The 22,747-nt window shown below is 60.3% G+C and carries 20 protein-coding genes; 11 read left to right on the forward strand and 9 right to left on the reverse strand.

Annotated features, from left to right (window positions below; translation table 11 throughout):
• Positions 1–37: 37 nt before the first annotated feature.
• Both ACA065_RS05435 and ACA065_RS05440 read right to left on the reverse strand, forming a co-directional pair.
• Complete coding sequence (locus ACA065_RS05435) at positions 38–1,324, reverse strand: serine/threonine transporter (RefSeq protein WP_497693623.1); 1,287 nt, start codon at positions 1,322–1,324, stop codon at positions 38–40.
• Between the two features lie 202 nt (positions 1,325–1,526).
• A complete protein-coding gene (locus ACA065_RS05440; RefSeq protein WP_497693624.1) occupies positions 1,527–2,903 on the reverse strand; it encodes an L-serine ammonia-lyase in 1,377 nt (458 codons plus the stop codon).
• A gap of 137 nt (positions 2,904–3,040) precedes the next feature.
• Here ACA065_RS05440 and ACA065_RS05445 point away from each other — a divergent pair, with 137 nt between their 5' ends.
• Together ACA065_RS05445 and ACA065_RS05450 are read left to right on the forward strand one after the other, a co-directional pair.
• A complete protein-coding gene (locus ACA065_RS05445; RefSeq protein WP_448652815.1) occupies positions 3,041–3,988 on the forward strand; it encodes a LysR substrate-binding domain-containing protein in 948 nt (315 codons plus the stop codon).
• Positions 3,989–4,201: 213 nt separating this feature from the next.
• Positions 4,202–4,612 (forward strand): HPF/RaiA family ribosome-associated protein, encoded by a 411-nt coding sequence (locus ACA065_RS05450; RefSeq protein ID WP_159954396.1) that lies wholly within the window; start codon positions 4,202–4,204, stop codon positions 4,610–4,612.
• A 59-nt stretch (positions 4,613–4,671) separates the two neighbouring features.
• On the opposite strand, the gene ACA065_RS05455 is transcribed toward ACA065_RS05450, so the two are convergent.
• Positions 4,672–6,183: an MFS transporter gene (locus ACA065_RS05455; protein ID WP_497693625.1), complete on the reverse strand. Its 1,512-nt coding sequence runs from the start codon at positions 6,181–6,183 to the stop codon at positions 4,672–4,674.
• Between the two features lie 106 nt (positions 6,184–6,289).
• Between ACA065_RS05455 and ACA065_RS05460 the strand changes: the two genes are divergently transcribed.
• Positions 6,290–7,162: a LysR family transcriptional regulator gene (locus ACA065_RS05460; RefSeq protein WP_497693626.1), complete on the forward strand. Its 873-nt coding sequence runs from the start codon at positions 6,290–6,292 to the stop codon at positions 7,160–7,162.
• A gap of 1,152 nt (positions 7,163–8,314) precedes the next feature.
• On the opposite strand, the gene fecA is transcribed toward ACA065_RS05460, so the two are convergent.
• The 3 genes from fecA to ACA065_RS05475 all read right to left on the reverse strand — a co-directional run bounded on the left by fecA (position 8,315) and on the right by ACA065_RS05475 (position 12,167).
• On the reverse strand, positions 8,315–10,651 hold the full coding sequence (gene fecA / locus ACA065_RS05465) for a TonB-dependent Fe(3+) dicitrate receptor FecA (protein ID WP_497693627.1): 2,337 nt from the start codon (positions 10,649–10,651) through the stop codon (positions 8,315–8,317).
• Positions 10,652–10,740: 89 nt separating this feature from the next.
• A complete protein-coding gene (locus ACA065_RS05470; RefSeq protein ID WP_497693628.1) occupies positions 10,741–11,682 on the reverse strand; it encodes a FecR domain-containing protein in 942 nt (313 codons plus the stop codon).
• Positions 11,679–12,167, reverse strand: a complete 489-nt coding sequence (locus tag ACA065_RS05475) for a sigma-70 family RNA polymerase sigma factor (RefSeq protein ID WP_497695305.1) — start codon at positions 12,165–12,167, stop codon at positions 11,679–11,681. The genes ACA065_RS05470 and ACA065_RS05475 overlap by 4 nt, the downstream gene beginning before the upstream one ends.
• A gap of 171 nt (positions 12,168–12,338) precedes the next feature.
• Here ACA065_RS05475 and ACA065_RS05480 point away from each other — a divergent pair, with 171 nt between their 5' ends.
• The 6 genes from ACA065_RS05480 (at position 12,339) to ACA065_RS05505 (ending at position 18,589) form a co-directional block, all read left to right on the forward strand.
• A complete protein-coding gene (locus ACA065_RS05480) occupies positions 12,339–12,641 on the forward strand; it encodes a DUF3649 domain-containing protein (RefSeq protein WP_497693629.1) in 303 nt (100 codons plus the stop codon).
• Entirely contained in the window at positions 12,638–14,212 is a 1,575-nt protein-coding gene (locus ACA065_RS05485; protein ID WP_497693630.1) for a PepSY-associated TM helix domain-containing protein, read from the forward strand. The genes ACA065_RS05480 and ACA065_RS05485 overlap by 4 nt, the downstream gene beginning before the upstream one ends.
• Positions 14,213–14,539 carry a DUF3325 domain-containing protein gene (locus ACA065_RS05490; RefSeq protein ID WP_497693631.1) on the forward strand — a complete coding sequence of 109 codons (327 nt, stop codon included), beginning with the start codon at positions 14,213–14,215 and terminating at the stop codon, positions 14,537–14,539.
• A 7-nt stretch (positions 14,540–14,546) separates the two neighbouring features.
• Positions 14,547–15,125 carry an RNA polymerase sigma factor gene (locus ACA065_RS05495; protein ID WP_497693632.1) on the forward strand — a complete coding sequence of 193 codons (579 nt, stop codon included), beginning with the start codon at positions 14,547–14,549 and terminating at the stop codon, positions 15,123–15,125.
• Entirely contained in the window at positions 15,122–16,099 is a 978-nt protein-coding gene (locus ACA065_RS05500; RefSeq protein ID WP_497693633.1) for a FecR family protein, read from the forward strand. The genes ACA065_RS05495 and ACA065_RS05500 overlap by 4 nt, the downstream gene beginning before the upstream one ends.
• A 249-nt stretch (positions 16,100–16,348) precedes the next feature.
• A complete protein-coding gene (locus ACA065_RS05505; protein ID WP_497693634.1) occupies positions 16,349–18,589 on the forward strand; it encodes a TonB-dependent receptor in 2,241 nt (746 codons plus the stop codon).
• A 136-nt stretch (positions 18,590–18,725) separates the two neighbouring features.
• Here ACA065_RS05505 and ACA065_RS05510 read toward each other — a convergent pair whose 3' ends face one another.
• Positions 18,726–19,076 (reverse strand): glutaredoxin family protein, encoded by a 351-nt coding sequence (locus ACA065_RS05510; RefSeq protein ID WP_497693635.1) that lies wholly within the window; start codon positions 19,074–19,076, stop codon positions 18,726–18,728.
• Complete coding sequence (gene yejK / locus ACA065_RS05515; protein WP_497693636.1) at positions 19,076–20,080, reverse strand: nucleoid-associated protein YejK; 1,005 nt, start codon at positions 20,078–20,080, stop codon at positions 19,076–19,078. Before yejK ends, ACA065_RS05510 begins: the two co-directional genes overlap by 1 nt.
• Before the next feature lie 396 nt (positions 20,081–20,476).
• Between yejK and ACA065_RS05520 the strand changes: the two genes are divergently transcribed.
• Positions 20,477–20,758, forward strand: coding sequence for an HU family DNA-binding protein (locus ACA065_RS05520; RefSeq protein ID WP_003188840.1), 282 nt, complete (start codon positions 20,477–20,479; stop codon positions 20,756–20,758).
• Positions 20,759–20,893: 135 nt separating this feature from the next.
• Here the strand turns inward: ACA065_RS05520 and rlmF are convergent, their stop codons facing one another.
• Complete coding sequence (gene rlmF / locus ACA065_RS05525; protein ID WP_497693637.1) at positions 20,894–21,907, reverse strand: 23S rRNA (adenine(1618)-N(6))-methyltransferase RlmF; 1,014 nt, start codon at positions 21,905–21,907, stop codon at positions 20,894–20,896.
• A gap of 181 nt (positions 21,908–22,088) precedes the next feature.
• Between rlmF and ACA065_RS05530 the strand changes: the two genes are divergently transcribed.
• Complete coding sequence (locus tag ACA065_RS05530; protein ID WP_497693638.1) at positions 22,089–22,607, forward strand: hypothetical protein; 519 nt, start codon at positions 22,089–22,091, stop codon at positions 22,605–22,607.
• Positions 22,608–22,747: the final 140 nt, after the last annotated feature.

Consider the following 22,747-nt stretch of genomic DNA (forward strand, 5'->3'; position numbering starts at 1 on the left):
ATTTGTTTTGTGTGGTTCTTGAGGTCAGTGCTTTGTTTCAGGGCACTACCGAGAAAACGATCGCAGACAGCGCAATCAGCCCGATCACCACCACAAACACATTCGACAACTGGCCCGAATACTGGCGCAGCGATGGCACGCGGCGAATCGCGTACATCGGCATCAGGAACAGCAGGCACGCAATGATCGGCCCGCCGAGGGTTTCGATCATGCCCAGGATGCTTGGGTTGAAGGTGGCCACGGCCCAGCAGGTCAGCACCATGAACAGCGCGGTGCAGCGTTCCAGCCCTTTGGACGACATCGAACGGTTACGCCCACGCAGGGATTTGACGATCAGCCCCTGGAAGCCTTCGCTGGCGCCGATGTAGTGGCCGAGGAAGGATTTAGTAATCGCCACCAGCGCAATCAACGGCGCGGCGTAAGCAATGACCGGCGTCTGGAAGTGGTTGGCCAGGTACGACAGGATCGAGATGTTCTGCGCCTTGGCAGCCGCCAGATCAGCTGGCGACAAGGCCAGCACACAGCTGAAACAGAAGAACATCACCGTCAGCACCATCATGCCGTGGGCCGTGGCGAGGATGCCGCTGCTTTTGCGTTCGGCCTGAGGGCCATACACGCGCTTTTGGTCAACGGCGAAGGCGGAAATAATCGGCGAGTGGTTGAACGAGAACACCATCACCGGGATCGCCAGCCACAGGGTCTTGAAGAACAGCGGCAGCGGCATGCCTTCGCTGGCGGAGGCGAAGAAGGCGCCGTTCCAGTTGGGGATCAGGCTCACAGCCAGCAGCAACAAGGCGGCGACGAACGGGTACACCAGCACGCTCATGGCCTTGACGATCACGCCCTGGCCGCAGCGCACAATGGCCATCAAGCCGAGGATCAGCACCAGCGACAGAATCGCCCGTGGCGGCGGGGCCATATGCAGTTGGTGTTCCATGAAGCTGCTCAGCGTGTTGGTCAGCGCCACGCTGTACACCAGCAAAATCGGGAAGATGGCGAAGAAGTACAGCAGGGTGATCAGCTTGCCGGCGCCGACGCCGAAGTGTTCTTCGACCACGTCGGTGATGTCGCCGGATTTGCCTGACAGCACAAAGCGCGTCAGCCCACGGTGAGCAAAGAAGGTCATCGGGAAGGCCAGCAGTGCCAGCACGATCAGCGGCCAGAAGCCGCCGACGCCGGCGTTGATTGGCAGGAACAAAGTGCCTGCGCCGATGGCCGTGCCGTAGAGACCGAGCATCCAGGTGGTGTCGTGTTTGGTCCAGCCAGTTGTAACGGTAGTTTCTAAAACAGGATTTTCAGCAGCAGGTGTACGTACATCGGTCATCGATATTGCCTCGTTATTATTTTTGCGCGGGCTCACGTGTAGGGCGCTCAGGCCATGTGAAAGCTACTGCGCTCGGCAATCCTGCGTTAAAAACAGGCTCGGAATGCTCATTTACAGCCAGTAAACTCCGCTTCCTCGCCTGTTTTTGCCTTGTCTTGCCTTCGCTCGCTACGCTTTCACACGGCCTTCGAAAGTGCTCCGATCAGCACTCCACCCAGCTGACCGCCAGGCCGCCCCGTGAAGTTTCTTTGTATTTGTCATGCATATCGGCGCCGGTGTCGCGCATGGTGCGGATCACCCGGTCGAGGGAAATGAAGTGTTTGCCGTCACCGCGCAGGGCCATTTGCGTGGCGTTGATCGCCTTGACCGCCGCGATGGCGTTGCGCTCGATGCACGGCACTTGCACCAGGCCGCCGACCGGGTCGCAGGTCAGGCCGAGGTTGTGTTCCAGGCCGATTTCAGCGGCGTTTTCCAGTTGTTCCGGGGTGGCGCCGAGGATATCGGCCAGGCCGGCAGCGGCCATGGCGCAGGCGGAACCCACTTCGCCCTGGCAGCCGACTTCGGCGCCGGAGATCGAGGCGTTTTTCTTGCAGAGGATGCCGACAGCGGCAGCTGCCAGGAAGAAATTGACCACGTCGTCGTCAGATGCGTCCGGGTTGAACTTCATGTAGTAATGCAACACCGCCGGGATGATCCCCGCCGCGCCATTGGTCGGCGCGGTGACCATGCGCCCGCCCGCAGCGTTTTCTTCGTTGACGGCGAGGGCGAACAGGTTGACCCACTCCATGGCCGACAAGGTCGAAGTGATGACGTTGGGCTTGCCGATTTCCAACAGGCTGCGGTGCAATTTCGCCGCGCGGCGTGGCACATCCAGGCCGCCTGGCAAGATGCCTTCATCGCGCAGGCCTTGCTCCACGCATTCGCGCATCACCGACCAGATATGCAGCAAGCCGCTGCGGATTTCTTCGTCGCTGCGCCAGGCGCGCTCGTTGGCCATCATCAGCTCGGAAACCCGCAAGCCGTGCTTGTTGCACAAGGCCAACAGTTCGACGGCGCTGGAAAAGTCGTAGGGCAATTCAACATCGCTGGTCGGCGCAATACCGGAGGCAGCTTCAGCCGCTTCGATGATGAAACCGCCGCCCACCGAGTAATAGGTTTGTTCGCTCAGCAAGCCGCTGTCGCCATAGGCGTGCAGTGACATGGCGTTGGGGTGGTAGGGCAGGCTTTCGTCCAGCAGCAGGAGGTCGGTGTGCCAGTTGAAGGCAATGGCCTGCGTGCCTGCGAGCAACAGTTGGCCGGATTCGCGCAGTTGCTGGATACGTGCATTGATTGATGTGGGGTCGACCTTGTCCGGCCATTCGCCCATCAACCCCATCACGCAGGCGCGGTCGGTGGCATGCCCGATGCCGGTGGCGGACAGCGAGCCGTACAAACGCACTTCGACACGGCGTGTGTCGCTCAGCAAACCTTGGTCGACGAGTGCCTGGGCAAAGGTCGCCGCCGCCCGCATCGGGCCGACGGTATGGGAGCTGGATGGGCCGATGCCCACCTTGAATAGATCGAAAACACTGATAGCCATGCTAAAGCCTTACAAGCAATGGAGTAGAAATCGCTGCCATGTTTTGTAGAGCAGGCGGAATTGGCGCGATACTGAGCCTCTGGATCGGCACTGACCAACGAATTATCCTAAGACACCCTTTAGCAGGACTAAACCCTATGACCCGGCCTCTCCATGGTCAGACCTACGTCTGGCTGCACGTTTTTTCCTGTGCGGCGCGGCATTTGTCGTTCACCCGCTGCGCTGAAGAACTGCACATCACGCCGGGGGCGGTGAGCCAGCAAATCCGTCAGTTGGAGGAGCGTTTAGGCTTTCGCCTGTTTCATCGGCGTGCGCGCGGCGTCGAGCTGAGTGCCGAGGGGCAGCGGCTGGCGGCAACGGTGGGGGAGGCTTACGGCAGTATCGATGCGGAGTTGCAGCGGCTGGACGCGGGGATGATCAGTGGCACGTTGCGCCTGCGCTCAATTCCGTCGTTTCTCGGCAAATGGCTGACGCCGCGCCTGCCGCGTTTGCAGCAACGCTTTCCGGATATCCAGCTGCGCATGGTCGCCGAAGACAGCAGCATTGCCTTGCACGAAGGCGACTTCGACTTGGCCATCGACTTGAACGACGGCAGCTACCCAGGCCTGTTATCCACAGCCTTGCTCGATGAGCAGATTTTCCCGGTGTGCGCCCCCAGCCTGTTGCGCGGCCGTCCGCCGCTGCATGGCCCGGCCGACCTGGTGCATTTTCCGTTGCTGCACGACATCACCGCCTGGCGTGGGAGTTATGAATACGCCGAGTGGGAGTTTTACCTGAATGCCATCGGCTACCACCACGCCGACGTACGGCGCGGCCACACCTTCAACCGCAACCACTTGACCATCGAAGCCGCCATCGCCGGCATGGGTGTGGCGATCGCGCGGCGCACCTTGCTCAATGATGAGCTGGAGCGCGGCACCTTGATCGTGCCGTTCGGCCTGGCTGTGCCCAACCATAAACGCTACGTGCTGCTGTATGCGCCAGGCGCGCTGAACCATCCGGGCGTACGTGCGGTGCATGACTGGCTGGTAGAGGAAGCGGGGATTTTTCGCGGATTGCACCCGTTGGGAGAGGGGCAATTATGAGGTTCGCTGTAGGTAAGAAGATGTAACTAACTCCCCACCCTAACAGCGTTTTTGCCCGTCGTCAGACTTAATTTGTAATGTGTGATTTATCTTTGCAAAGGGCTTGAAATGTTCTTCTGACTGCTCAATTGTGTAATCAGGAGGTCATGGTTTCACCACCCCGGTGTTGCAGTTTGTGACCTCTCGCGAGCTAGCTGAAATAAGGGAAGAACTATGCAAATCCAAGTCAATAGCGATAACCATATTGAAAGCAGCATCCGACTGGAGGAGTGGGTACGTACTACCATTGAGAGCACGCTCGAACGTTATGAAGAAGACCTGACCCGCGTCGAGGTCTACCTGAAGGATGAGAATGGCGATAAGCCCGGTCCTCATGATCTAAGTTGCCGCCTGGAAGCACGGCCAAAGGGCCATCAACCACTGTCGGTCCTGCATAAGGCCGATACCCTGGAACAGGCGATTGATGGTGCAGCGACCAAGCTGGAACACGCGCTGGAACATCTGTACGGAAAGTTACGCGGCAAACCACGCGCCGCTGGGCAAGCATTGCCTGATACCAAGGCCGACGAGGCCGAGCTTGAAGAGGAATTTCTGGAAAACGAACAGGCTGCGCTTAACAGCTGATAGCTGACAGTTTTTTCAACCCCAATCAAACGGGCCTGCATCTGCAGGCCCGTTTTCGTTTACCTGCCGCGTCGGAAGAAATACCCGCTCAACATCGCCAACCCGCCCGCGCCAATGCCCGCAAAGAGCATGGCCCAACCGGCGCCATGGCGCAGGGCCGCCTGGGCATTTGCCGGGGCCAGCACTAACGAAGCCAGCTTACCCGCCGCAATGTTCTGGCTGATCGCGGGCCAATCCAGTGCCGTGGTTTGCGCCAGCAAGCTTGAAAGGTGATGGCTGATGCCCAGCAACAACACCAGGCCCATCAGTGCAATGTTCAGCGCCAATGTGATCAACCGTGCACTGAGGTCGATGCCCGACGCCATGCCCGCCCGGTCAGCCGAGACGGAGCCAGTGGTGGTGTTGGTGGTGGGCGAATTGGTCAGTGCCAACCCCACACCGGCCATCACGCAGCTGAAAAGCACCCATACAATGCTCGGATGCTCGGCACTATTGGCGGCGGCCATGGCCATAAAACCTGCACCCATCATGCCCAGCCCCAAAGGAATGATGCGCTCGGCGCCGTAGCGCAGGGCCAGGCGTTCAGCCAGCGGCGGCACCAGCAAGGTGGGCAAAGTGTAGGCGAGCAGGGCGGCGCCGGTGGTCATCGTGTCGTAGCCCAAGCCCGCCTGGAAGTAGAGCGGCAGGTAGATCATAAACGGCCAGAAGCTGAAGTTCATGCCGATTGAACCCATCAAGGCGCCGTTGAAACGTTGGATGCGGAACACCGAGAAATCGAACATCGGGTGGGGGCTGCGTCGCTCAATCGAGATGAACAGCAGCAGCCCGGCGAGTGACAAGCCCGCCCAGCCGAGCATGGCCGGTGTGCCGAAGCCGCGCTCACTGCCCTGCGTGATGAAGTACACCAGCGCGAACACCGCCACCGTCAAGGTGAGCATGCCCGCGATATCGAGCCGATGGCCGGCCGGGTCGCGGGACTCCTGCACGCTGATGCGCAGCAGCACCAAGGTCAGCAGGGTCAGCGGCACATGCACGAGGAACACCCAGCGCCAGTCCGCGACTGCCAGAATCAACGCCCCCACCATTGGCCCAAAGCCCAGGCCCACACCCGCGATCACGCCCCATATCGCAAAGGCACGCGCCCGTGCGGCCGGCTCTCGGAATTGGTGCGAAAGAATCGCGAACTGGCAGATCATCATCGCCCCTGCGCCCACGCCCTGGGCAAACCGCGCGGCGATCAGCGTGGACGCGTCGTTCGCCAGGCCACACGCCAGCGAGGCCAAACCAAACAGCCACAAGCACAGCACCAGCATGCGTCGTCGTCCAAAGCGGTCGGCCAGTGTGCCCGCCGCCATCAAAACGCTGGTGCAGGCCAGGGTGTAGGCATTCATGATCCATTGCGCGTCCTGGAAGCCTGTGCCCAGTTGCTGTTCCAAGGTTGGCAGGGTCACCGGCACGCTGGAGATTTCCAGGCCGAACATCAGGGCCACGAGGCAAACGGCGGTGAGGGCGATGCCATCTCTGGCGGTGCGCGGTGCGCTGACGGCCGATACAGCGGCGGCGGGCGGCATGGGATATTCCTTTCGATTAGGTGAGCGCTCCATTCTCGCGGGAACATAGTTCTTTATTCGTGATAAGTTTTCCTTTGATAAGGGAATCGAGAGCGACAATAGAATCATGGCCACACCGCGTTTTGATGGCGTTGAACTCTTTTTGCAAATCGTCGAAAGCGGCAACCTGACCGAGGCTGCCGAACGGCTGAACCTCACGCGTTCTGCCGTGGGCAAGGGCTTGGCGCGACTGGAGGCACGTTTGGGCACTTGCCTGTTGCAGCGCTCCACTCGCCGTCAGCGTCTGACCGAGGACGGGCAGGCGTACTACGAACATTGCTTGCGCGCACTGGCAGAACTGGAGGCCGCCGAATCAGTGCTGGAAAGTGGCCGGCAACAGCCGCGCGGGCGTTTAAGGGCAAGCCTGCCACTGGCGTTTGGTCACCACTATGCGGCACCGGCGTTGTGGGGCTTGATGGATCGTTACCCGGAGCTGGAAGTCGAGATTTCGTTCTCTGACCGGCTGATAGACCTGGCGCAGGAAGGCTACGACGTTGCCGTGCGTATCGGCCCGCTTCCGGATACCGACCGCCTCAGCGCACGCCGCCTGGGCCAACAGTCCGTGGGTCTGGCCGCTTCACCGGCGTATTTGCGACGTGTCGGGCGGATTGAAGGGGTCGATGACCTCGCCGGTCACCGAGGCATTGCCTACCGTTGCAATAACTCCCATCGCCCGGGGATGACCTCGCCTTTGGTGCTGGACGACCTCCAGGCCGTGGCCGATGCTGCCATCGCGGGCGTCGGCCTGGCCTGGTTGCCGAGCTGGTTGATTGCGCACTACGTGCTGCGCGGCCAACTGGAAGCGGTACTGCCGAGCCACCGCGACCAGCCTGCACCTATCCATGTGATTTGGCCCACGGCCACGCATATGCCGGCCAAGACGCGTTGCGCCATCGACGCCCTCGTTGCCGGCACGCCGAGTTGTTTGGCGGGCAGTTAGACCCCAACCAACAACGCCGATCTCTTGTGGGAGCTGTCGAGCCCCAGCGAGGCTGCGAAGGCGGCGGCATAGACGAAACTGAGTCGCCAGACCCACCGCTTTCGCAGCCTCGCTAAAGCTCGACAGCTCCCACAGGGTTTTGCATTGTTTGTGGGAGCCCACTCTTAACTGAGGTTCTATGCAGGCAGTTTGGCCCTAACTGACACCGCCGATCCCTTGTGGGAGCTGTCGAGCCCCAGCGAGGCTGCGAAGGCGGCGGCACAGACGAAATTGAGTCGCCAGACCCACCGCTTTCGCAGCCTCGCTAAAGCTCGACAGCTCCCACAGGGTTTTGCATTGTTTGTAAGGTCCTGCTCCTAACTGAAGGGCCATGACTCAGGCAGTTAGACCACCCGACAACGCCGATCCCTGTGGGAGCTGTCGAGCCCCAGCGAGGCTGCGAAGGCGGCGGCACAGACGAAATTGAGTCGCCAGACCCACCGCTTTCGCAGCCTCGCTAAAGCTCGACAGCTCCCACAGGGTTTTGCATTGTTTGTGGGAGCCCACTCTTAACTGAGGTTCTATGCAGGCAGTTTGGCCCTAACTGACACCGCCGATTCCTTGTGGGAGCTGTCGAGCCCCAGCGAGGCTGCGAAGGCGGCGGCACAGACGAAATTGAGTCGCCAGACCCACCGCTTTCGCAGCCTCGCTAAAGCTCGACAGCTCCCACAGGGTTTTGCATTGTTTGTAAGGTCCTGCTCCTAACTGAAGGGCCATGACTCAGGCAGTTAGACCACCCGACACCGCCGATCCCTTGTGGGAGCTGTCGAGCCCCAGCGAGGCTGCGAAGGCGGCGGCACAGGCAAAATTGAGTTGCCTGACCCACCGCTTTCGCAGCCTCGCTAAAGCTCGACAGCTCCCACAGGGTTTTGCATCGTTTGTGGGAGCCCACTCTTAACTGAGGTTCTATGCAGGCAGTTTGGCCCTAACTGACACCGCCGATCCCCTGTGGGAGCTGTCGAGCCCCAGCGAGGCTGCGAAGGCGGCGGCACAGGCAAAATTGAGTCGCCAGACCCACCGCTTTCGCAGCCTCGCTAAAGCTCGACAGCTCCCACAGGGTTTTGCATTGTTTGTAAGTCCCACTCTTTAACTGGGGCGCTATGACTCAGGCAATCAGAACGCAATAGACGTCTGCACGTACACCGTGCGCGGCTCGCCCACGTATTTGCCCTTGTTGTTATCGTCGAACGAGCGTGTGTAGTACTGCTTGTTGAGGATGTTTTTCACACCGACCGCCACGTTCAAATCCGACAGCTGTGGGCCGAAGTCATACGCTGCGCGGCTGCTGAACAGCATGTAGCCTGGGATGCGGCCGTTGGCGCCGTCGGCGGTTTCGGCCTGGGTGTTGGCGTTGTCGGCGAACTGGCTGCTCTGGTAGCTGCTGTCCAGGTTGAGCTTCCAGCGGCCTTCGGTGTAACCGACGCCCAAGGTGCCTTTGTGCTTGGACGAGAAGGGCACGCGGTTGCCTTTGTTCGCGCCGTCTTCGCGGATGGTCGCGTCCACATAGGCGTAGGTGGCGTACACATCAAAACCGGCAAGCGCGGGGCTCAAGCCGTCGAGGGCGTAGTTGATGCTCGACTCGATACCTTGATGGCGCGTTTCGCCACGGGCGATCACCGAGTCGTTGGTCTGGTTGCTGTCGTACTGGTTGTCGAAGTTGATCAGGAACGCGCCGACTTCCGCACGCAGGCTGCCGTTGTCATAACGCGTGCCGAGTTCCCAGGTGCGGGCCTTTTCCGGTTTCACTTCGCCACTGCTCACGCGGTTGGGCATCTGGCTGTACTGCACGCTGCCGAACGAGCCTTCGGTGTTGGCGTAGAGGTTCCAGTCGTCGGTCAGGTGGTAAAGCACGTTCAGCGCCGGCAGCGCGGTGTTGTAGTCGCCCTTGTATTTAACGTTGGTCAGGTTGTTGGTCTGCTGGGACTCGATCATCTCGTAGCGGATGCCCGGGGTGATGGTCCACTTGCCGATATCGATGCGGTCATCGACGAAAAACGCATTGGCCTCGGTGGCACCACGGGTGTCGCGGTCGTTGCGGCTGTTGGTGTCGGGCAGTTGCTGGTTGGCGCTGATCGGCGTGCGGTAGCGCAACTCGTGGCCGGCTTCGTTGATGTAGCGGTAGCCGACGCCGACTTCATGGCTGGTTGGGCCGAGGTCGAAGCCTTGGGCGAAGCGGGTTTCCAGGCCGCGTACCCAGTACTCGCGCGGCGACAGCGAGAGGAAGCTGCCCTGGTCCAGGTAGCCGTTGCGCAAGGTGGTGGTGAAGAAGGTGTTGGCGGTGAATTCGCGGCGGTCTTCCTGGTAGCGGTAACCGGCGTTGAACATCGTACGGCGGCCCCAGAATTTGTCGTAGGGGCGGGTCGACTGATACGGGTCGGCCTTGTAGTCCTTGACGTTCAAGCCACCGGGCATGTCGGCCTGGCCTTCGTAGTACTGCGCCATGGCGTTGAAGCTGTTGGCGTCGTCCAGCTGGTATTTGCCCTTGAGGATCAGGTCGTCGATGCGCGTGTTGCTGTTTTCGCGCCAGTCACCGCCACGGGTGCCGGAGTACAAAATCGCACCGCCCAGGCCATTGTCGGCTGTGCCGCCTGCCAGCAAATTGCCGGTGGTTTTGAAGCCGTCGTGGCTGGAGGACGGGCTGGTCTCGGTCTGCAAGCCGCCTTTGACGGTGGGTGCGTCCGGGATCGCGCGGGTCACGAAGTTGACGATGCCGCCGACGTTTTGCGGGCCGTAGCGCACCGCGCCGCCGCCACGTACCACGTCCACCGCGTCCATGTTGCCCATGCTGATCGGCGCGAAGGACAGTTGTGGCTGGCCATACGGCGCAAACGGCACCGGAATCCCATCCATCAGCACCGTGGAGCGCGAGGCCAGGCGCGGGTTGAGGCCGCGAATACCGAAGTTCAGCGCCATGTCATGGCTGCCGGTGCCGTTGTTTTCCGGGGCGTTGACGCCGGGGATACGGTTGAGCACGTCGCGCGCCTGGGTCGCGCCCTGGCGCTCGAATTCTTCGCGGCGGATCACATCACGGGCGCCGGGGTGTTCGAACACGTTGGTTTGCGCCGCGTCGCCGAGCCAGTCGCCGACCACGTTTGAGGTTTGCAATTCGAGGGTGGTCGGGGCGCTGGCCGGTTGCAGGCTGTAGGCGTTTTCGCCCTCGGCGCGGGCCTGCAGGCCGGTGCCTTCCAGCAGTTTTTGCAGGCCTTCGGCGGCGCTGTAATTGCCCGACAAACCACGGCTTTGCATACCTGCAGTGACGTCGGAGCCAAAGGAAATCAGCACGCCGGCCTCACGGCCAAATTGATTCAGCGCGGCTTCCAAGGTGGCCGGGGCGATGTGATACGGCTTGGCGTCGGCCGCCAACACATGTGGCAGCACGGTAAGACTCAGGCTGGCGCCGAGTAGGAGCTGGCGCAAGGTGCGGGCGAGAAGTGTCGGTTGCTGGGGCATGAAGGGCGGTCCTGAGAAGGTAGGATCAAGGTGGCTTTCCTTCTCTGTCACGCGAGGTGTGGAAAACGGCTCATATTTTTCTAAATAATTTACGCGCGTGCTTGGACGGTCACCCAGTAGCGGGTAAATCGCCGAACTTTGACCGGCAGGCTGACTTCCAACAGATCGAGAATGCGCTCGCTGTCGGCCAGCGGGTAACTGCCGGACAGCAACAGGTTGGCCACTTGCGGGTCGCAATTGACCTGGCCGCGGCGATAGCGTCCCAACTCGGCGAGGAAATCTTCCAGGCGCATGTGCGCAGCCACCAGCATGCCGTCGGCCCAGGCGCCGCTGTTGGCGTCGGTCGGGCGCGGGGTGTCCCAGCCCTTGCGGGTGAAATTGACCTGGCGCGAGGCCTCGACCGTCAGCGGCAGGCCGCTGTAGCGGTTGGGCATCACGTCGACATGGCCCTCGAAGACTGCCAGCTGGGTATGGTCATTGAACTGGCGCACGTTGAGGCGCGCGGCCTGGGCGCTGAGCAGGCCTTGGCCGGTGAGTACGTGCAGCGGCGTATCGCCGGCGCGGGCGGTAAGCAAAATCTCGCCCTCCAGCAGGCGAACCAAGCGTTGGCGGCCATCAAAATGCACATCCACCGCGCTGCCGGTGTTGAGCTGCAACTGGCTGCCGTCGGCCAGTTGCACCGTGCGGCGCTGGCCGACGGGGCTGCGGTAGTCGGCGGTCAGTGGCGGCAGAATATGTTGCTGGCGCAGGCTCCAGGCTGCGGCCGAACCGGCGCCGAGAATCAGCAACAGTTTCAGGGTTTGGCGCCGGCTGCTGGATTTGGGTGCGTTCAAGGCGGCATGCGCCAAGGGCGAGGGCATGCCGCGCAGGCGTTGGTTGACGCGCTGGATATGGTCCCAAGCACGCTGATGCTCGCTGTGGGCATTCAACCATTGCTGCCAGGCCGCTTGCTGGCGCGGGTTGAGCGCGCCTTGCTGCATTTCCATCAGCCAGTGCACGGCTTGTTCGGCGACTTGCGAGGAGAAGTTCATAGCGCGAAATAGCAGCGCATGGCCGCTTTATTCAGGTGGCGTTTGACGGTGGCGATGGAGATGCCCAGTTCGCTGGCGATTTGCGCGTAGGTCAGGCCGTCGAGCTGGGCCAGCAGGAAGGTGCGTTTAACCTGAGTGGGCAGGCCGTCGAGCAGTTGGTCGAGCTCCATCAGCGTTTGCAGGATGATTGCGCGTTCTTCTTCCGACGGCGCCACGTGCTCGGGCATTTGCGCCAGTGCGTCGAGGTAGGCGCGCTCCAGGTCCTGGCGGCGGTAGAAGTTGAACAGCACGCGCTTGGCCACGGTAGTAAGGAAGGCGCGGGGTTCGATCAGCGTCGGGGTTTCTCGCGCGGTGAGTACGCGGATGAACGTGTCCTGGGCCAGGTCGGCCGCGCTTTCCGGGCAGCCGAGCTTGCGTCGCAACCAGCCAGTGAGCCAGTGGTGATGGTCGTTGTACAGAACTTCAACGGTGTTGGACGGCTGCAACGCAATCACTCCATAAGCATCGGCATGCTTTAGAGAACAAGAATTGTTCGCATTGTAGGGTGCGTGACGAGGTTCGGCAATCCGCGAGGGCAGGTGATTCATCCGTTCTCTTTTGCTTATGAGAATATTTATCATTAATATTGCGCGCTGATGACCCCTGGCGCCTCCCGCATGAAAAGCAAAACCTCACTTCCCGTTGCCTATCGCCTCGCCGTCACGTCGCGCGTGCTGGCCGCTGTGGTCGGCGGTTACCTGATGGCGTCCCTGGCAGCCGTCTGCCTGGCACTGTGGATGCCCACGTCCCGCGCCGACGCAGTGATCACCGGGATGATGAGTTCGTTTGTGTTCTACCTGCTGGCCGTGCTCTGGTGTTTTACCTGCCGCACGGCGTGGCGCGCCTGGTTTGGCGTGATGCTGCCGAGTGCGCTGTTTGCCACGCTGGCGGGTGTAGGTTTCTGGATGGCACGCACATGAAAGAGGGCTTCCGCCAGGCGATGGCCTGGTTGCACACCTGGGCCGGGTTGATTTTCGGTTGGCTGCTGTTTGCGATTTTCCTGACAGGCACCTTGGCCTATTTCAAGGACGAAATGACCCACTGGATGCAGCCCGAAGTGCAGGCCTATCCACTCGACGATGCGCGCAGCCTCGCCGCCGCCCAAACCTATCTGCAGCAACAGGCGCCGAATGCCGCGCGCTGGTTTATCACCTTGCCGGACAGCCGCGACCCCGGCCTGTCGGTGATGTGGCAAGACAAAGTCGACCCCGGCAAGCGCGGCAACTTCATCCAGAAAGTCCTCGACCCGGTCACCCGTCAGCCCGTGCAGGCGCGTGAAAGCATGGGCGGCGAATTCTTCTATCGCTTCCACTTCCAGCTGCAAATGCCCTACCCGTGGGGCCGCTGGCTGTCGACCATTGCCGCGATGGTGATGTTCGTCGCATTGATCACCGGCATCATTACCCACAAGAAAATCTTCAAGGACTTCTTCACCTTCCGCCCGCGCAAAGGCCAGCGCTCCTGGCTCGACGGGCACAACGCGGTGGGCGTGCTGGTGCTGCCGTTTCACTTGATGATCACCTACAGCAGCCTGGTGATCTTCATGAGCATGGTGATGCCCGCGCCGATTGCTGCCTCCTACGGCAGCGACAGCCGTGCGTTCTTCAATGAAGTGTTCCCCAATACCAACAATGCGCCGGCGCTTGGCCAGCCGGGTAAATTGCTGCCGTTATTGCCGATGTACCAGCAAGCGCGTGAGCACTGGGCGGGTGGGCATGTGGGCCGTTTGGTGGTCAACAACCCTGGCGATGTGAACGCCTCGGTCAATGTGGTGCGCTCAGGTGCCGACCGGGTGGCGCATGATTTCGGCAGCAGCGTGTCGTTCAACGGCACCACCGGCGAGTTGTTGCGGGTCAGTGGTGAGCAGTCGCTGCCGGCGGCGATTGGCGGCAGTTTCTACGGCCTGCACATGGGCCATTTCGCTGGCCCGGTACTGCGCTGGCTGTACTTTATCTGCGGCCTGGCGGGCACGGCGATGATCGGCACCGGCCTGGTGATTTGGCTCGGCAAGCGCCAGCTCAAGCACGCCAAAACCGGTGTGATGCCGTTTGAACTGCGGCTGGTGGAAGTGCTGAATATCGCCAGTATGTCCGGGTTGATGATCGCCATCGCGGCGTTTTTCTGGGCTAACCGCTTGCTGCCGGTGAACTTCGCCGAGCGCTCCGACTGGGAAGTTCAGGCCTTCTTTATTGCTTGGGGCCTGAGCCTGTTGCACGCGTTACTGCGTCGGGGCCGCCAGGGTTGGGTCGAGCAGTTGAGTGTCGGCGCATTACTGTTTACGGCGATTCCACTGCTCAACGCGCTGACCACCTCGCAGCACTTGGGCGTGTCACTGGCCAGCGGTGATTGGGCCATGGCCGGTTTCGACCTGACGTGCCTGGCCAGCGGTCTGTTCCTGACCTGGGCGGCCTGGAAGATGCAGCACCGCGCGGCGCCGCAGCCCAAGGCTGAACGCGCGCGCGCATTGACGCTCAAGCAGGAGGCGAACTGAATGCTGCTCGCCTTGCTGATGTGCTACGCCGGGTTTACCGCGTTGTGCCTGTCTACCGACCGCCATCACGGTGAACTGCTCCACAGCAAACCCTCGCCACCTCGACGCCTGGCGTTACGCGCGGCCGGTTGGGTGCTGCTGGCCCTGTCGACCTGGCCTGCGGTGGCTGCCTCGGGTTGGGCCCAAGGGCTGGTGGAGTGGTGCGCGGTATTGATGCTCAGCGCACTGCTGCTGGTGTTGCTGTTGCCGTATCGGCCAAGGTTGGCCTTGATCCTGGCGGGCGTCGGCCTGCTGGCCAGCCCTGTTGCGGCGTTCGCCTTACTCTGAGCTTGCGATGATGATCAGCACCCCACCGGAATCCCAAGACAGCCAGCACACGGATGCGGCCGGTGGACGTGCGCATTTCCTGCAGGTGTTTTTATCGCAGCGCTCGCAGATGGAAGCCCTGGTCAGCCGACGCGTAGGCTGCCGCGCCACAGCGGCCGACCTGGTGCAAGACCTGTTCCTGCGTTTCTGGCGCAGGCCGCTGGTGCAGGTCGAAGAACTCAGCACCTACTTGTTGCGCTGCGCCGGTAACATCGCCATCGACCATCTGCGCAGCGAAGGCGCGCGCGTACGCAGCAACGAAGGCTGGCTGCCGGAACAACAGGACAATCAAGGCTCCGAGCCTCAGGCCGCACTCGAAGCGGGCAATGACCTGCGCCATGTCGAAGCCGCCCTGCGCAGCCTGCCGGAGCGCACCCGGCAGATTTTCCTGCTCAACCGCATCCATGGCCGCAAGTACGCGCAGATCGCCAAGGCCATGGGGCTGTCCCAAAGCGCGGTGGAAAAACATATGATGCGTGCCCTCGAAGCCTGCAAAGCCAGCCTTCGCGAACCCACTTCCCCACGTACGCCAGGGAACGCACCGTGAACGTGACCCCCACGCCCGCCCAGGAACAGGCCGCCCTCGACTGGCTGAGCCTGCTGCACGACCAGCCCAGCAGCGGTGACCAGGCCACGTTCAGCCGCTGGTTGCGCGCCGACCCCGCGCACGTTGAGGCCTATGCCCAGGCCCAGGTGCTGTGGGAGTTGAGCGAAGTGCCGGCGCGGGCACTGGCGGACGAAGACGCCCTGGCGTTGCAGGGCTACCTGAATGCGATGAACACTTCGAAGCGCTCACGGGCAATGCGCTGGTCCGGCGCATTGGCAATGGCCGCGTGCCTGTTGGTGATGGTGTCGATGGGCGCCGGTTGGCAGCCGTCGCGCTGGGTCGATGATTTGGGCGCCGATTACGTGACGGCGCCGGGGCAGGTGAAGACCGTGACCCTGGCCGATCAATCCCAGGTCACCCTGGACGCCGACAGCGCCATCGCGGTGGATTTCAGTCACGGCGAGCGACACATTCAGCTGCGTCGCGGTGCAGGCTTTTTCAGCGTGACCCACACCGGCCAGCCTTTTGTAGTCGCGGCCGGCAGTGGCGAGGCGCGGGTGCTGGGCACCCAGTTCGAGGTGCGCCTGCAACCGGCCGGGGCCCAAGTGACGGTGTTGTCCGGCCGGGTTGGCGTGACAGCGTCCAAGCAGGGCCAGCAGCAAATTCTGACCGCAGGCCAGCAAGTTGCCTACGCCGCGGGCATGGCTGAACCGATGCATACAGTGGACAGCGAATCACGCCTGGCCTGGCGTGACGGTTGGCTCAACTACTACAAAGCGCCGCTCGCCGAGGTGGTCCAGGACCTGAGCCGTTACTACCCAGGCCGCATCCTGTTGCTTAACGACGAAATGGGCGCCAAACGCGTCAGTGGTAGCTTTCCGAGCAAAGACCCGCAGGCGGTGCTCAATGCCTTGCAGGCAGTGCTCGGGTTCGAACAGCATAGCCTGTTGGGCCGGGTGATTGTGTTGCGTTAGACACACCGCAGGCCTCAATGCCTCCTGAACATTCTCCACTCGGCCCCTGCAGGCCTCGTATTGCGGCGCCTGCAGGCCTTTCACCGAACCTTCATCGCAATCACCCAAACCTGTCACCAAACCGTTACACGTGGCGCGGATCATCCTCGGGTTCCTGAGCGAATGGTCAGGAAGCTAAGCGTCGTCTGCCAACCCAGTGCCGACGCGACGGCCCCATACAACAGAGCAACGTCAGTAAGGGATCTACAGGTGAACTACAACAATCTTTATGCCCTGCTTTTAGCATCGGGCCTGGGTGGCTTTGCGCCGCTGGTTTTGGCAGACGACGCGCAGGATGTGGGCTCGGTGAATATCGCCGGCAAACAAACGCTGGGCAACGGGCACATGATTCGCGAAGAAAGTGCCAAGGCGCGGTCGACGGTGACCAAGGAAGCCATGGACCAAATGTCGGCGACCGCCAACGCCATCGACAAACTCAAGTACACCCCGGGCATCAACGTTTCCAGCGATGACGCCAGCGGCACCAGTGGCACCAACTTCACCATGCGGGGGATGAGTTCCGACCAGGTCGGCGTGTCCGTCGACGGCGTGCCGATCAACGACTCGGGCAACTACAGCGTTTATTCAAACCAGCTGGGCGACCCGGAAAACCTCGCCGAAGTGTTTGCCACCCAGGGCTCCTCCGAAGCGGACGGCCCGCACATCGGTTCCAGCGGTGGCAACATCGGCATGATCACGATTCGGCCGACCAAAGAGTCCGGGTTATTTGCCAAACAGATTGTCGGGGCCAACGACCTGCGCAAGACCTTCGTGCGGATCAATACCGGTGATTTCGGCGGCCTCAAGACTTGGGTGTCGGCGTCCCACCTTGAAGGCGACAAATGGCGCGGCAAAGGCACGATGCGCAGCGACAAAGTCGAGTGGAGCAGCCTGTTCGAAGACGGCAGTGGCAACTCCACACTGGCGACAGTCAAATACAACAGCCAGGAAAACTACAACTACAGCACCCTGAGCAAGGCGCAATTCGAGAACGAAGGGCGACGCAAGGACTACGCAGAGACGCCGGTTTACAAGGCGGGTTTGTTGTCGGCGTCCTACAAGCTCAACCGCAATCCGTTCGAAAGCGTCAACGCCACGCTGACCCAGCGCTGGCAGCTGCAAGACAACCTGGCGCTGACGGTTACGCCTTATTACTACTGGGCTAACGGTGGCAGCTTCAGCGGCCAAACCGCGTCGAACCTGGGACCCAAATCCGACAAGGCCGGCAACTACGACCTTAGCAATCTGAAATCGGCCAACTACTACCGCCCTTCGTGGACCGAGACTTGGCGTCCTGGCGTCACCGCCAAACTGAAGTGGGACATCAACGAAGAACACAGCCTGGACTACGGCTACTGGTATGAGCGTGCACGCCAGCGTCAGACCCAGCCCTTTATCGGGATCAACAGTGAAGGTGCCCCCGATGATGTGTGGGGCGACTACAACAGCGGCGGCCAAGTGGTCGACAAGAACGGTGCGACGGTACAAGGCCGCCACTATTACACCGTGACACCGTCGCAGAAACTCTGGGTGCAGGACAGCTGGCAAGCCACACCCGACCTGAGTTTTGTCGGTGGCGTGGCGTACCAATACGTCGAGCGTGACGGCAACAATCTGGGCAGCCTGTACGACACGCCGGAAAAACGTAACACCCGTTACCACCAGTTCCTGCCGAGCTTCAGCGCCAAGTACCAGGTCGACGAGCGTAACCAGGCGTTCTACAACGTCACCCGTAACATGCGCACGCCGCCGAACTACGTGCTGTACAACAAGGGCGATTCCGTCAGCCTGAAATCCGAGTTGAGCTGGAACCAGGAACTCGGCTGGCGCTACACCGAAGACGACATGGCGTTGAGTGCGACGTTGTTCTACATCAGCTTCAAGGATCGCCAGGTGTCGACCACCGACTCCGCCGGTGACTACATGGTGCTCAACGTCGGCAGCGTCGAGAACAAAGGCCTGGAGTTGGAATGGAGTGGCTTGCTGCCGCATAACTTCAACTACTACGCCTCGTACACCTATACGAAGTCGGAGCAGCAAGACAATTTGCTCAGCAAGAACGTGCTATTGCCAACAGCGGGCAAGCAACTGGCCAACGTGCCGGAAAACATGTTCAACCTGGTGTTCGGGTATGACGACTCGCGCTTCTACGGCAACATCGCGGGCAAGTACGTCGGCAGCTTCTATGGCGATTTAACCAACAAGGAAAAAATCGAAGGCCGCACGGTGTTCGACCTGAACGCCGGTATCTACTTGCCGGTGGATAAAAAAGTCATCAAGTCAGCGGCACTGCGCTTCTCGATGCTTAACGTGTTCGACAAGGAATACCTGAGCTCGGCGCGCACCGTGGCGTTCAACTCGGCGCCGGTGAATGGCTTGGCGCCGAGTACGGCGTATTACAACGTGGGGGAAGAGCGTACGGCGATGGTGTCGTTGGAAGCCAACTTCTAAGCACACTGCACAACTAAATGTGGGAGCGGGCTTGCTCGCGAAGGCGGTGGCTCAGTCAATACATGTGGCGACTGACACTGCGCTTTCGCGAGCAAGCCCGCTCCCACATTTGATCTGCTGTGTTTTACAAATTGGGTTACTTCAACGCGGCCATGATCGCCTCAGGGTTGAACTCGCGAATCAACCTGCCATTGACGTCCACAAACGGAATCCCGCCGCCTCCCAACGCCTCATACGCTTTGCGCGCCTGGGCGTCCTTGTCGATATCCAGCGCCTGGTATGGAATGCCTTTCTGGTCCAGAAAACGCCGGATCTGCTTGCAGTAGCCACACCACTCGGTGGAATAGAGCACCACGCGCGCCGAGGCGCGTACCTGTTCCGAAACCACCTGTGAGGGGTTGAACAAACGCTCGATCTTGCCCCAGTTCTGGATCACCACCACGACCAGCAACACCAACAGGACTTTCTTGAAGACCCCGCCGAGCATCAGTTACGGCGCTTGAGCTGGTCGGTCAGTTGGGTCGGCAGGCCCTTGATGATCAAGGTGCCGGCGGCTTCGTCGTACTCGATCTTGTCGCCCAACAAGTGGGCTTCAAAGCTGATCGACAAGCCTTCGGCGCGGCCGGTGAAGCGGCGGAACTGGTTGAGGGTGCGTTTGTCGGCCGGGATCTCCGGCGACAGGCCGTAGTCCTTGTTGCGGATATGGTCGTAGAACGCTTTTGGCCGATCTTCATCGATCAACCCCGACAGTTCTTCCAGGCCCATGGGCTCGCCGAGCTTGGCCTGGCTGCTGGCGTAATCCACCAGGGTTTTGGTTTTCTCGCGGGCGGATTCATCCGGCAGGTCTTCGCTTTCGACGAAGTCACTGAAGGCCTTGAGCAGGGTGCGGGTTTCGCCCGGGCCGTCGACGCCTTCCTGGCAGCCGATAAAGTCGCGGAAGTACTCGGAGACCTTCTTGCCGTTCTTGCCCTTGATAAAGGAGATGTACTGCTTGGACTGCTTGTTGTTCTGCCACTCGGAGACGTTGATGCGCGCCGCCAGGTGCAGCTGGCCCAGGTCCAGGTGGCGTGACGCTGTCACATCCAGGTCGTCGGTCACTGCCACGCCTTCACTGTGGTGCAGCAGGGCGATGGCCAGGTAGTCGGTCATGCCTTGTTGATAGTGGGCAAACAGCACATGGCCGCCGGTGGAGAGGTTGGACTCCTCCATCAGCTTTTGCAGGTGCTCGACCGCTGTGCGGCTGAAGGTGGTGAAATCCTGACCACCGTCGAAATAGTCCTTCAACCAGCCGCTGAACGGGTGCGCGCCGGACTCGGCATGGAAGAAACCCCAGGCCTTGCCTTGTTTGGCGTTATAGCTCTCGTTGAGGTCGGCAAGCATGTTCTCGATGGCGGCGGACTCGGACAGCTCCGAATCGCGGGCATGCAGAACTGCAGGTGTGCCGTCGGGTTTTTTGTCGATCAGGTGAACAATGCAATGACGGATCGGCATAGGCTTCTCGGCTGGTTGAAGGGGAGCGGTTGGCCTCCCCAAAAAGTCGCCCAGTGTACCGCACCCATTGGGCATGGCACGCTTCGAAGGGCATTTTGGCTGCTCTCCGACGGCCTATATGCCTTTTTTTCACGGTTTAGAGCGATAAAGCTGACCAAATGGGTATGTTGAGGCGGATATTTCCCCGTCTCTGTGCTAGTTTTGCCCCGTCTTACGCCAAGTCTCGGCGTTAAGCGTGCATTCAGCATCTGTCAGGTCGAACCAATCCCCGTTTCAAGCATCTATAACCCCGATCTCCGTGGTTATAGCCGGGGGTGCCAGGCCATGACGGTCGGGCTCGACGGCTGACACTGCACTCTGCAATCCATATGAATTTGATAGGGAAGGAACACCACAATGGCTATTACTAAAGACCAACTGATCGCTGACCTGGCTGAAGCAGTAGACGCACCGAAAACTACCGTGCGCGCTCTGCTGGACCAACTGAGCCAAGTTGTTGCTGACCAGCTGGAAAACGGCGGCGAAATCACTCTGCCAGGCGTTGGCAAACTGAAAGTGACTGAGCGTCCAGCCCGTACTGGCCGTAACCCTTCGACTGGCGCTGCCATCGAAATCGCTGCCAAGAAAGTTATCAAGCTGGTTGTGGCCAAAGGCCTGACCGACGCTGTTAACAAGTAAGACGCAGCAAAAAAAACCGTGCTCCGGAGCAATCCGGGCACGGTTTTTTGTTGCCTGCGATTTGGGTGTGGAGCGCTGTTACTGTGGCGAGGGAGCTTGCTCCCTCGCCACAGCAAGTTCGCGCCTACAGCAGGGTTAGTCGCGCACCCAGCGCTGGCGCCAGATCTGCTGTTCGTTCTTGGTCTGGAAGGTCCAGGCCACGAAACGACTTTGCTTCTGGCCCTGGGACATTTCCACCACCTGGCTTTCCAGCACACCGGCTTTTTTCAGCGCTGTCTGGATCGCGGGCAAGTTCGACGCTTTTGACACCAGGGTGCTGAACCACAACACCTTGTGGGCAAAGTGCGCACTCTCAGCGATCAGCTGCGTCACAAAGCGCGCTTCACCGCCTTCACACCACAACTCCGCCGATTGGCCGCCGAAGTTCAGCACCGGCAACTTGCGCTTGGGGTCGGCCTTGCCCAGGGCGCGCCATTTACGCTCGCTGCCCTTGGTGGCTTCGTCCATGGAGGCGTGAAACGGCGGGTTGCACATGGTCAGGTCAAAGCGTTCGCCCGGCTCCAGCAGGCCCAGCAGGATCTGCTTGGGGTTGGTTTGCTGGCGCAGTTGGATAACTTTGCTCAAGTCGTTGGACTGCACGATGGCTTTGGCGGCGGCCACGGCGATAGGGTCGACCTCAGAGCCGAGGAAGTTCCAGCGGTACTCCATATAGCCAATCAGCGGATAGACGCAGTTGGCGCCCATGCCGATGTCCAGCACCTTGACGATTGAACCGCGCGGGATCTTGCCTTCGTTGACGCTGGCCAGCAGGTCGGCGAGGAAGTGCACATAGTCGGCACGTCCCGGCACTGGCGGGCACAGGTAATCCTGCGGGATATCCCAATGCTGGATGCCATAGAAGGCTTTGAGCAGCGCCCGGTTGAACACCCGCACCGCGTCCGGGCTGGCGAAGTCGATACTTTCTTTGCCGTAGGGGTTGATGATCACGAATTTGGCCAGTTCCGGCGTGGTCTTGATCAACGCCTGGAAGTCGTAACGGCCTGTGTGGCGGTTGCGCGGGTGCAAGGTGGCCTCTTTGCGCGGCACAACGGGCTTGGCCGGGGTCACGGGTTTCTTGCGTGGCGGTTTGGGAGTGCTGGGCGCGGTCATGCTGACTCTGGGGTTGGCTTAAAAATGGCGCATATTGTCCCACATTCATGGCCGAAGAACGGAATATCTACCGCATAGAGGCGCACATGCACGTAGCCAATACGGAATAACACAATAGGTTTTTATTTCTGAAACGTTAGCTGACCTGTTATTTCTCACAGTAGATTGCTGATTTGGCGGCATGTTAGTTTTTAATGTGTTTGCAAAAAATGATGTGTTTTTATCAAAAGGAGTTGAAGTGATGAACAAGTATTGTGCAGTGGCTCTTGTGGGTACGATGTTGCTGGCGGTAAATGCATGGGCGGCGGAGGAGAAGCCGTTTCCTGGTGAGTCGCCACGGCAAAATCAGGATCATGGTCAGCCGAGGGGGGAGATTGTTATAGTGAACGATGGGGCTTCTAATTTTAGAGTCATTGATGAGGATCAAGTCAGTTCGCTCACTATTGTGACTGACCCCATTAAGGACAAGATTAGAGAAACCAAAAGACTTCAAATTCAAAATCGTGGTTCAAATTCGACAATTATCAACACTGCCAATACATGGCTGACCGCTCCGCTTACACTTCCGGGGAAAAGCAATGTTGAATTCGTGCCGAAGGATGGGAAGTGGGAGTCTCAGGGCGTGATGCGAGATAACACGCCTCCGCCAGCGGGTGCACCTGCGTCAGGTGTTCAACATGTTCCGCCTGTGTCATATTAGTAAGGATGGCAGGCGATCATAATGTTAGGTCTGAACGCTCGAGTTGAATAAACAATTCAACTCGGCGTTTTTTTTGAGCCAGCGGTTAGCCAAGCTACCGCTGGCTTTTTTATAGGGGAATGTCTTTTCTTAAAGGCACG

Source organism: Pseudomonas sp. LBUM1640 (assembly GCF_059716225.1).

Coding starts and splice junctions, on each gene's coding strand:
- ACA065_RS05435 (WP_497693623.1), bottom strand. CDS start 1,324: ATGACCGATGTACGTACACCTGCTGCTGAAAATCCTGTTTTAGAAACT.
- ACA065_RS05440 (WP_497693624.1), bottom strand. CDS start 2,903: ATGGCTATCAGTGTTTTCGATCTATTCAAGGTGGGCATCGGCCCATCC.
- ACA065_RS05445 (WP_448652815.1), top strand. CDS start 3,041: ATGACCCGGCCTCTCCATGGTCAGACCTACGTCTGGCTGCACGTTTTT.
- ACA065_RS05450 (WP_159954396.1), top strand. CDS start 4,202: ATGCAAATCCAAGTCAATAGCGATAACCATATTGAAAGCAGCATCCGA.
- ACA065_RS05455 (WP_497693625.1), bottom strand. CDS start 6,183: ATGCCGCCCGCCGCCGCTGTATCGGCCGTCAGCGCACCGCGCACCGCC.
- ACA065_RS05460 (WP_497693626.1), top strand. CDS start 6,290: ATGGCCACACCGCGTTTTGATGGCGTTGAACTCTTTTTGCAAATCGTC.
- fecA (WP_497693627.1), bottom strand. CDS start 10,651: ATGCCCCAGCAACCGACACTTCTCGCCCGCACCTTGCGCCAGCTCCTA.
- ACA065_RS05470 (WP_497693628.1), bottom strand. CDS start 11,682: ATGAACTTCTCCTCGCAAGTCGCCGAACAAGCCGTGCACTGGCTGATG.
- ACA065_RS05480 (WP_497693629.1), top strand. CDS start 12,339: ATGAAAAGCAAAACCTCACTTCCCGTTGCCTATCGCCTCGCCGTCACG.
- ACA065_RS05485 (WP_497693630.1), top strand. CDS start 12,638: ATGAAAGAGGGCTTCCGCCAGGCGATGGCCTGGTTGCACACCTGGGCC.
- ACA065_RS05490 (WP_497693631.1), top strand. CDS start 14,213: ATGCTGCTCGCCTTGCTGATGTGCTACGCCGGGTTTACCGCGTTGTGC.
- ACA065_RS05495 (WP_497693632.1), top strand. CDS start 14,547: ATGATGATCAGCACCCCACCGGAATCCCAAGACAGCCAGCACACGGAT.
- ACA065_RS05510 (WP_497693635.1), bottom strand. CDS start 19,076: ATGCTCGGCGGGGTCTTCAAGAAAGTCCTGTTGGTGTTGCTGGTCGTG.
- yejK (WP_497693636.1), bottom strand. CDS start 20,080: ATGCCGATCCGTCATTGCATTGTTCACCTGATCGACAAAAAACCCGAC.
- ACA065_RS05520 (WP_003188840.1), top strand. CDS start 20,477: ATGGCTATTACTAAAGACCAACTGATCGCTGACCTGGCTGAAGCAGTA.
- rlmF (WP_497693637.1), bottom strand. CDS start 21,907: ATGACCGCGCCCAGCACTCCCAAACCGCCACGCAAGAAACCCGTGACC.
- ACA065_RS05530 (WP_497693638.1), top strand. CDS start 22,089: ATGTTAGTTTTTAATGTGTTTGCAAAAAATGATGTGTTTTTATCAAAA.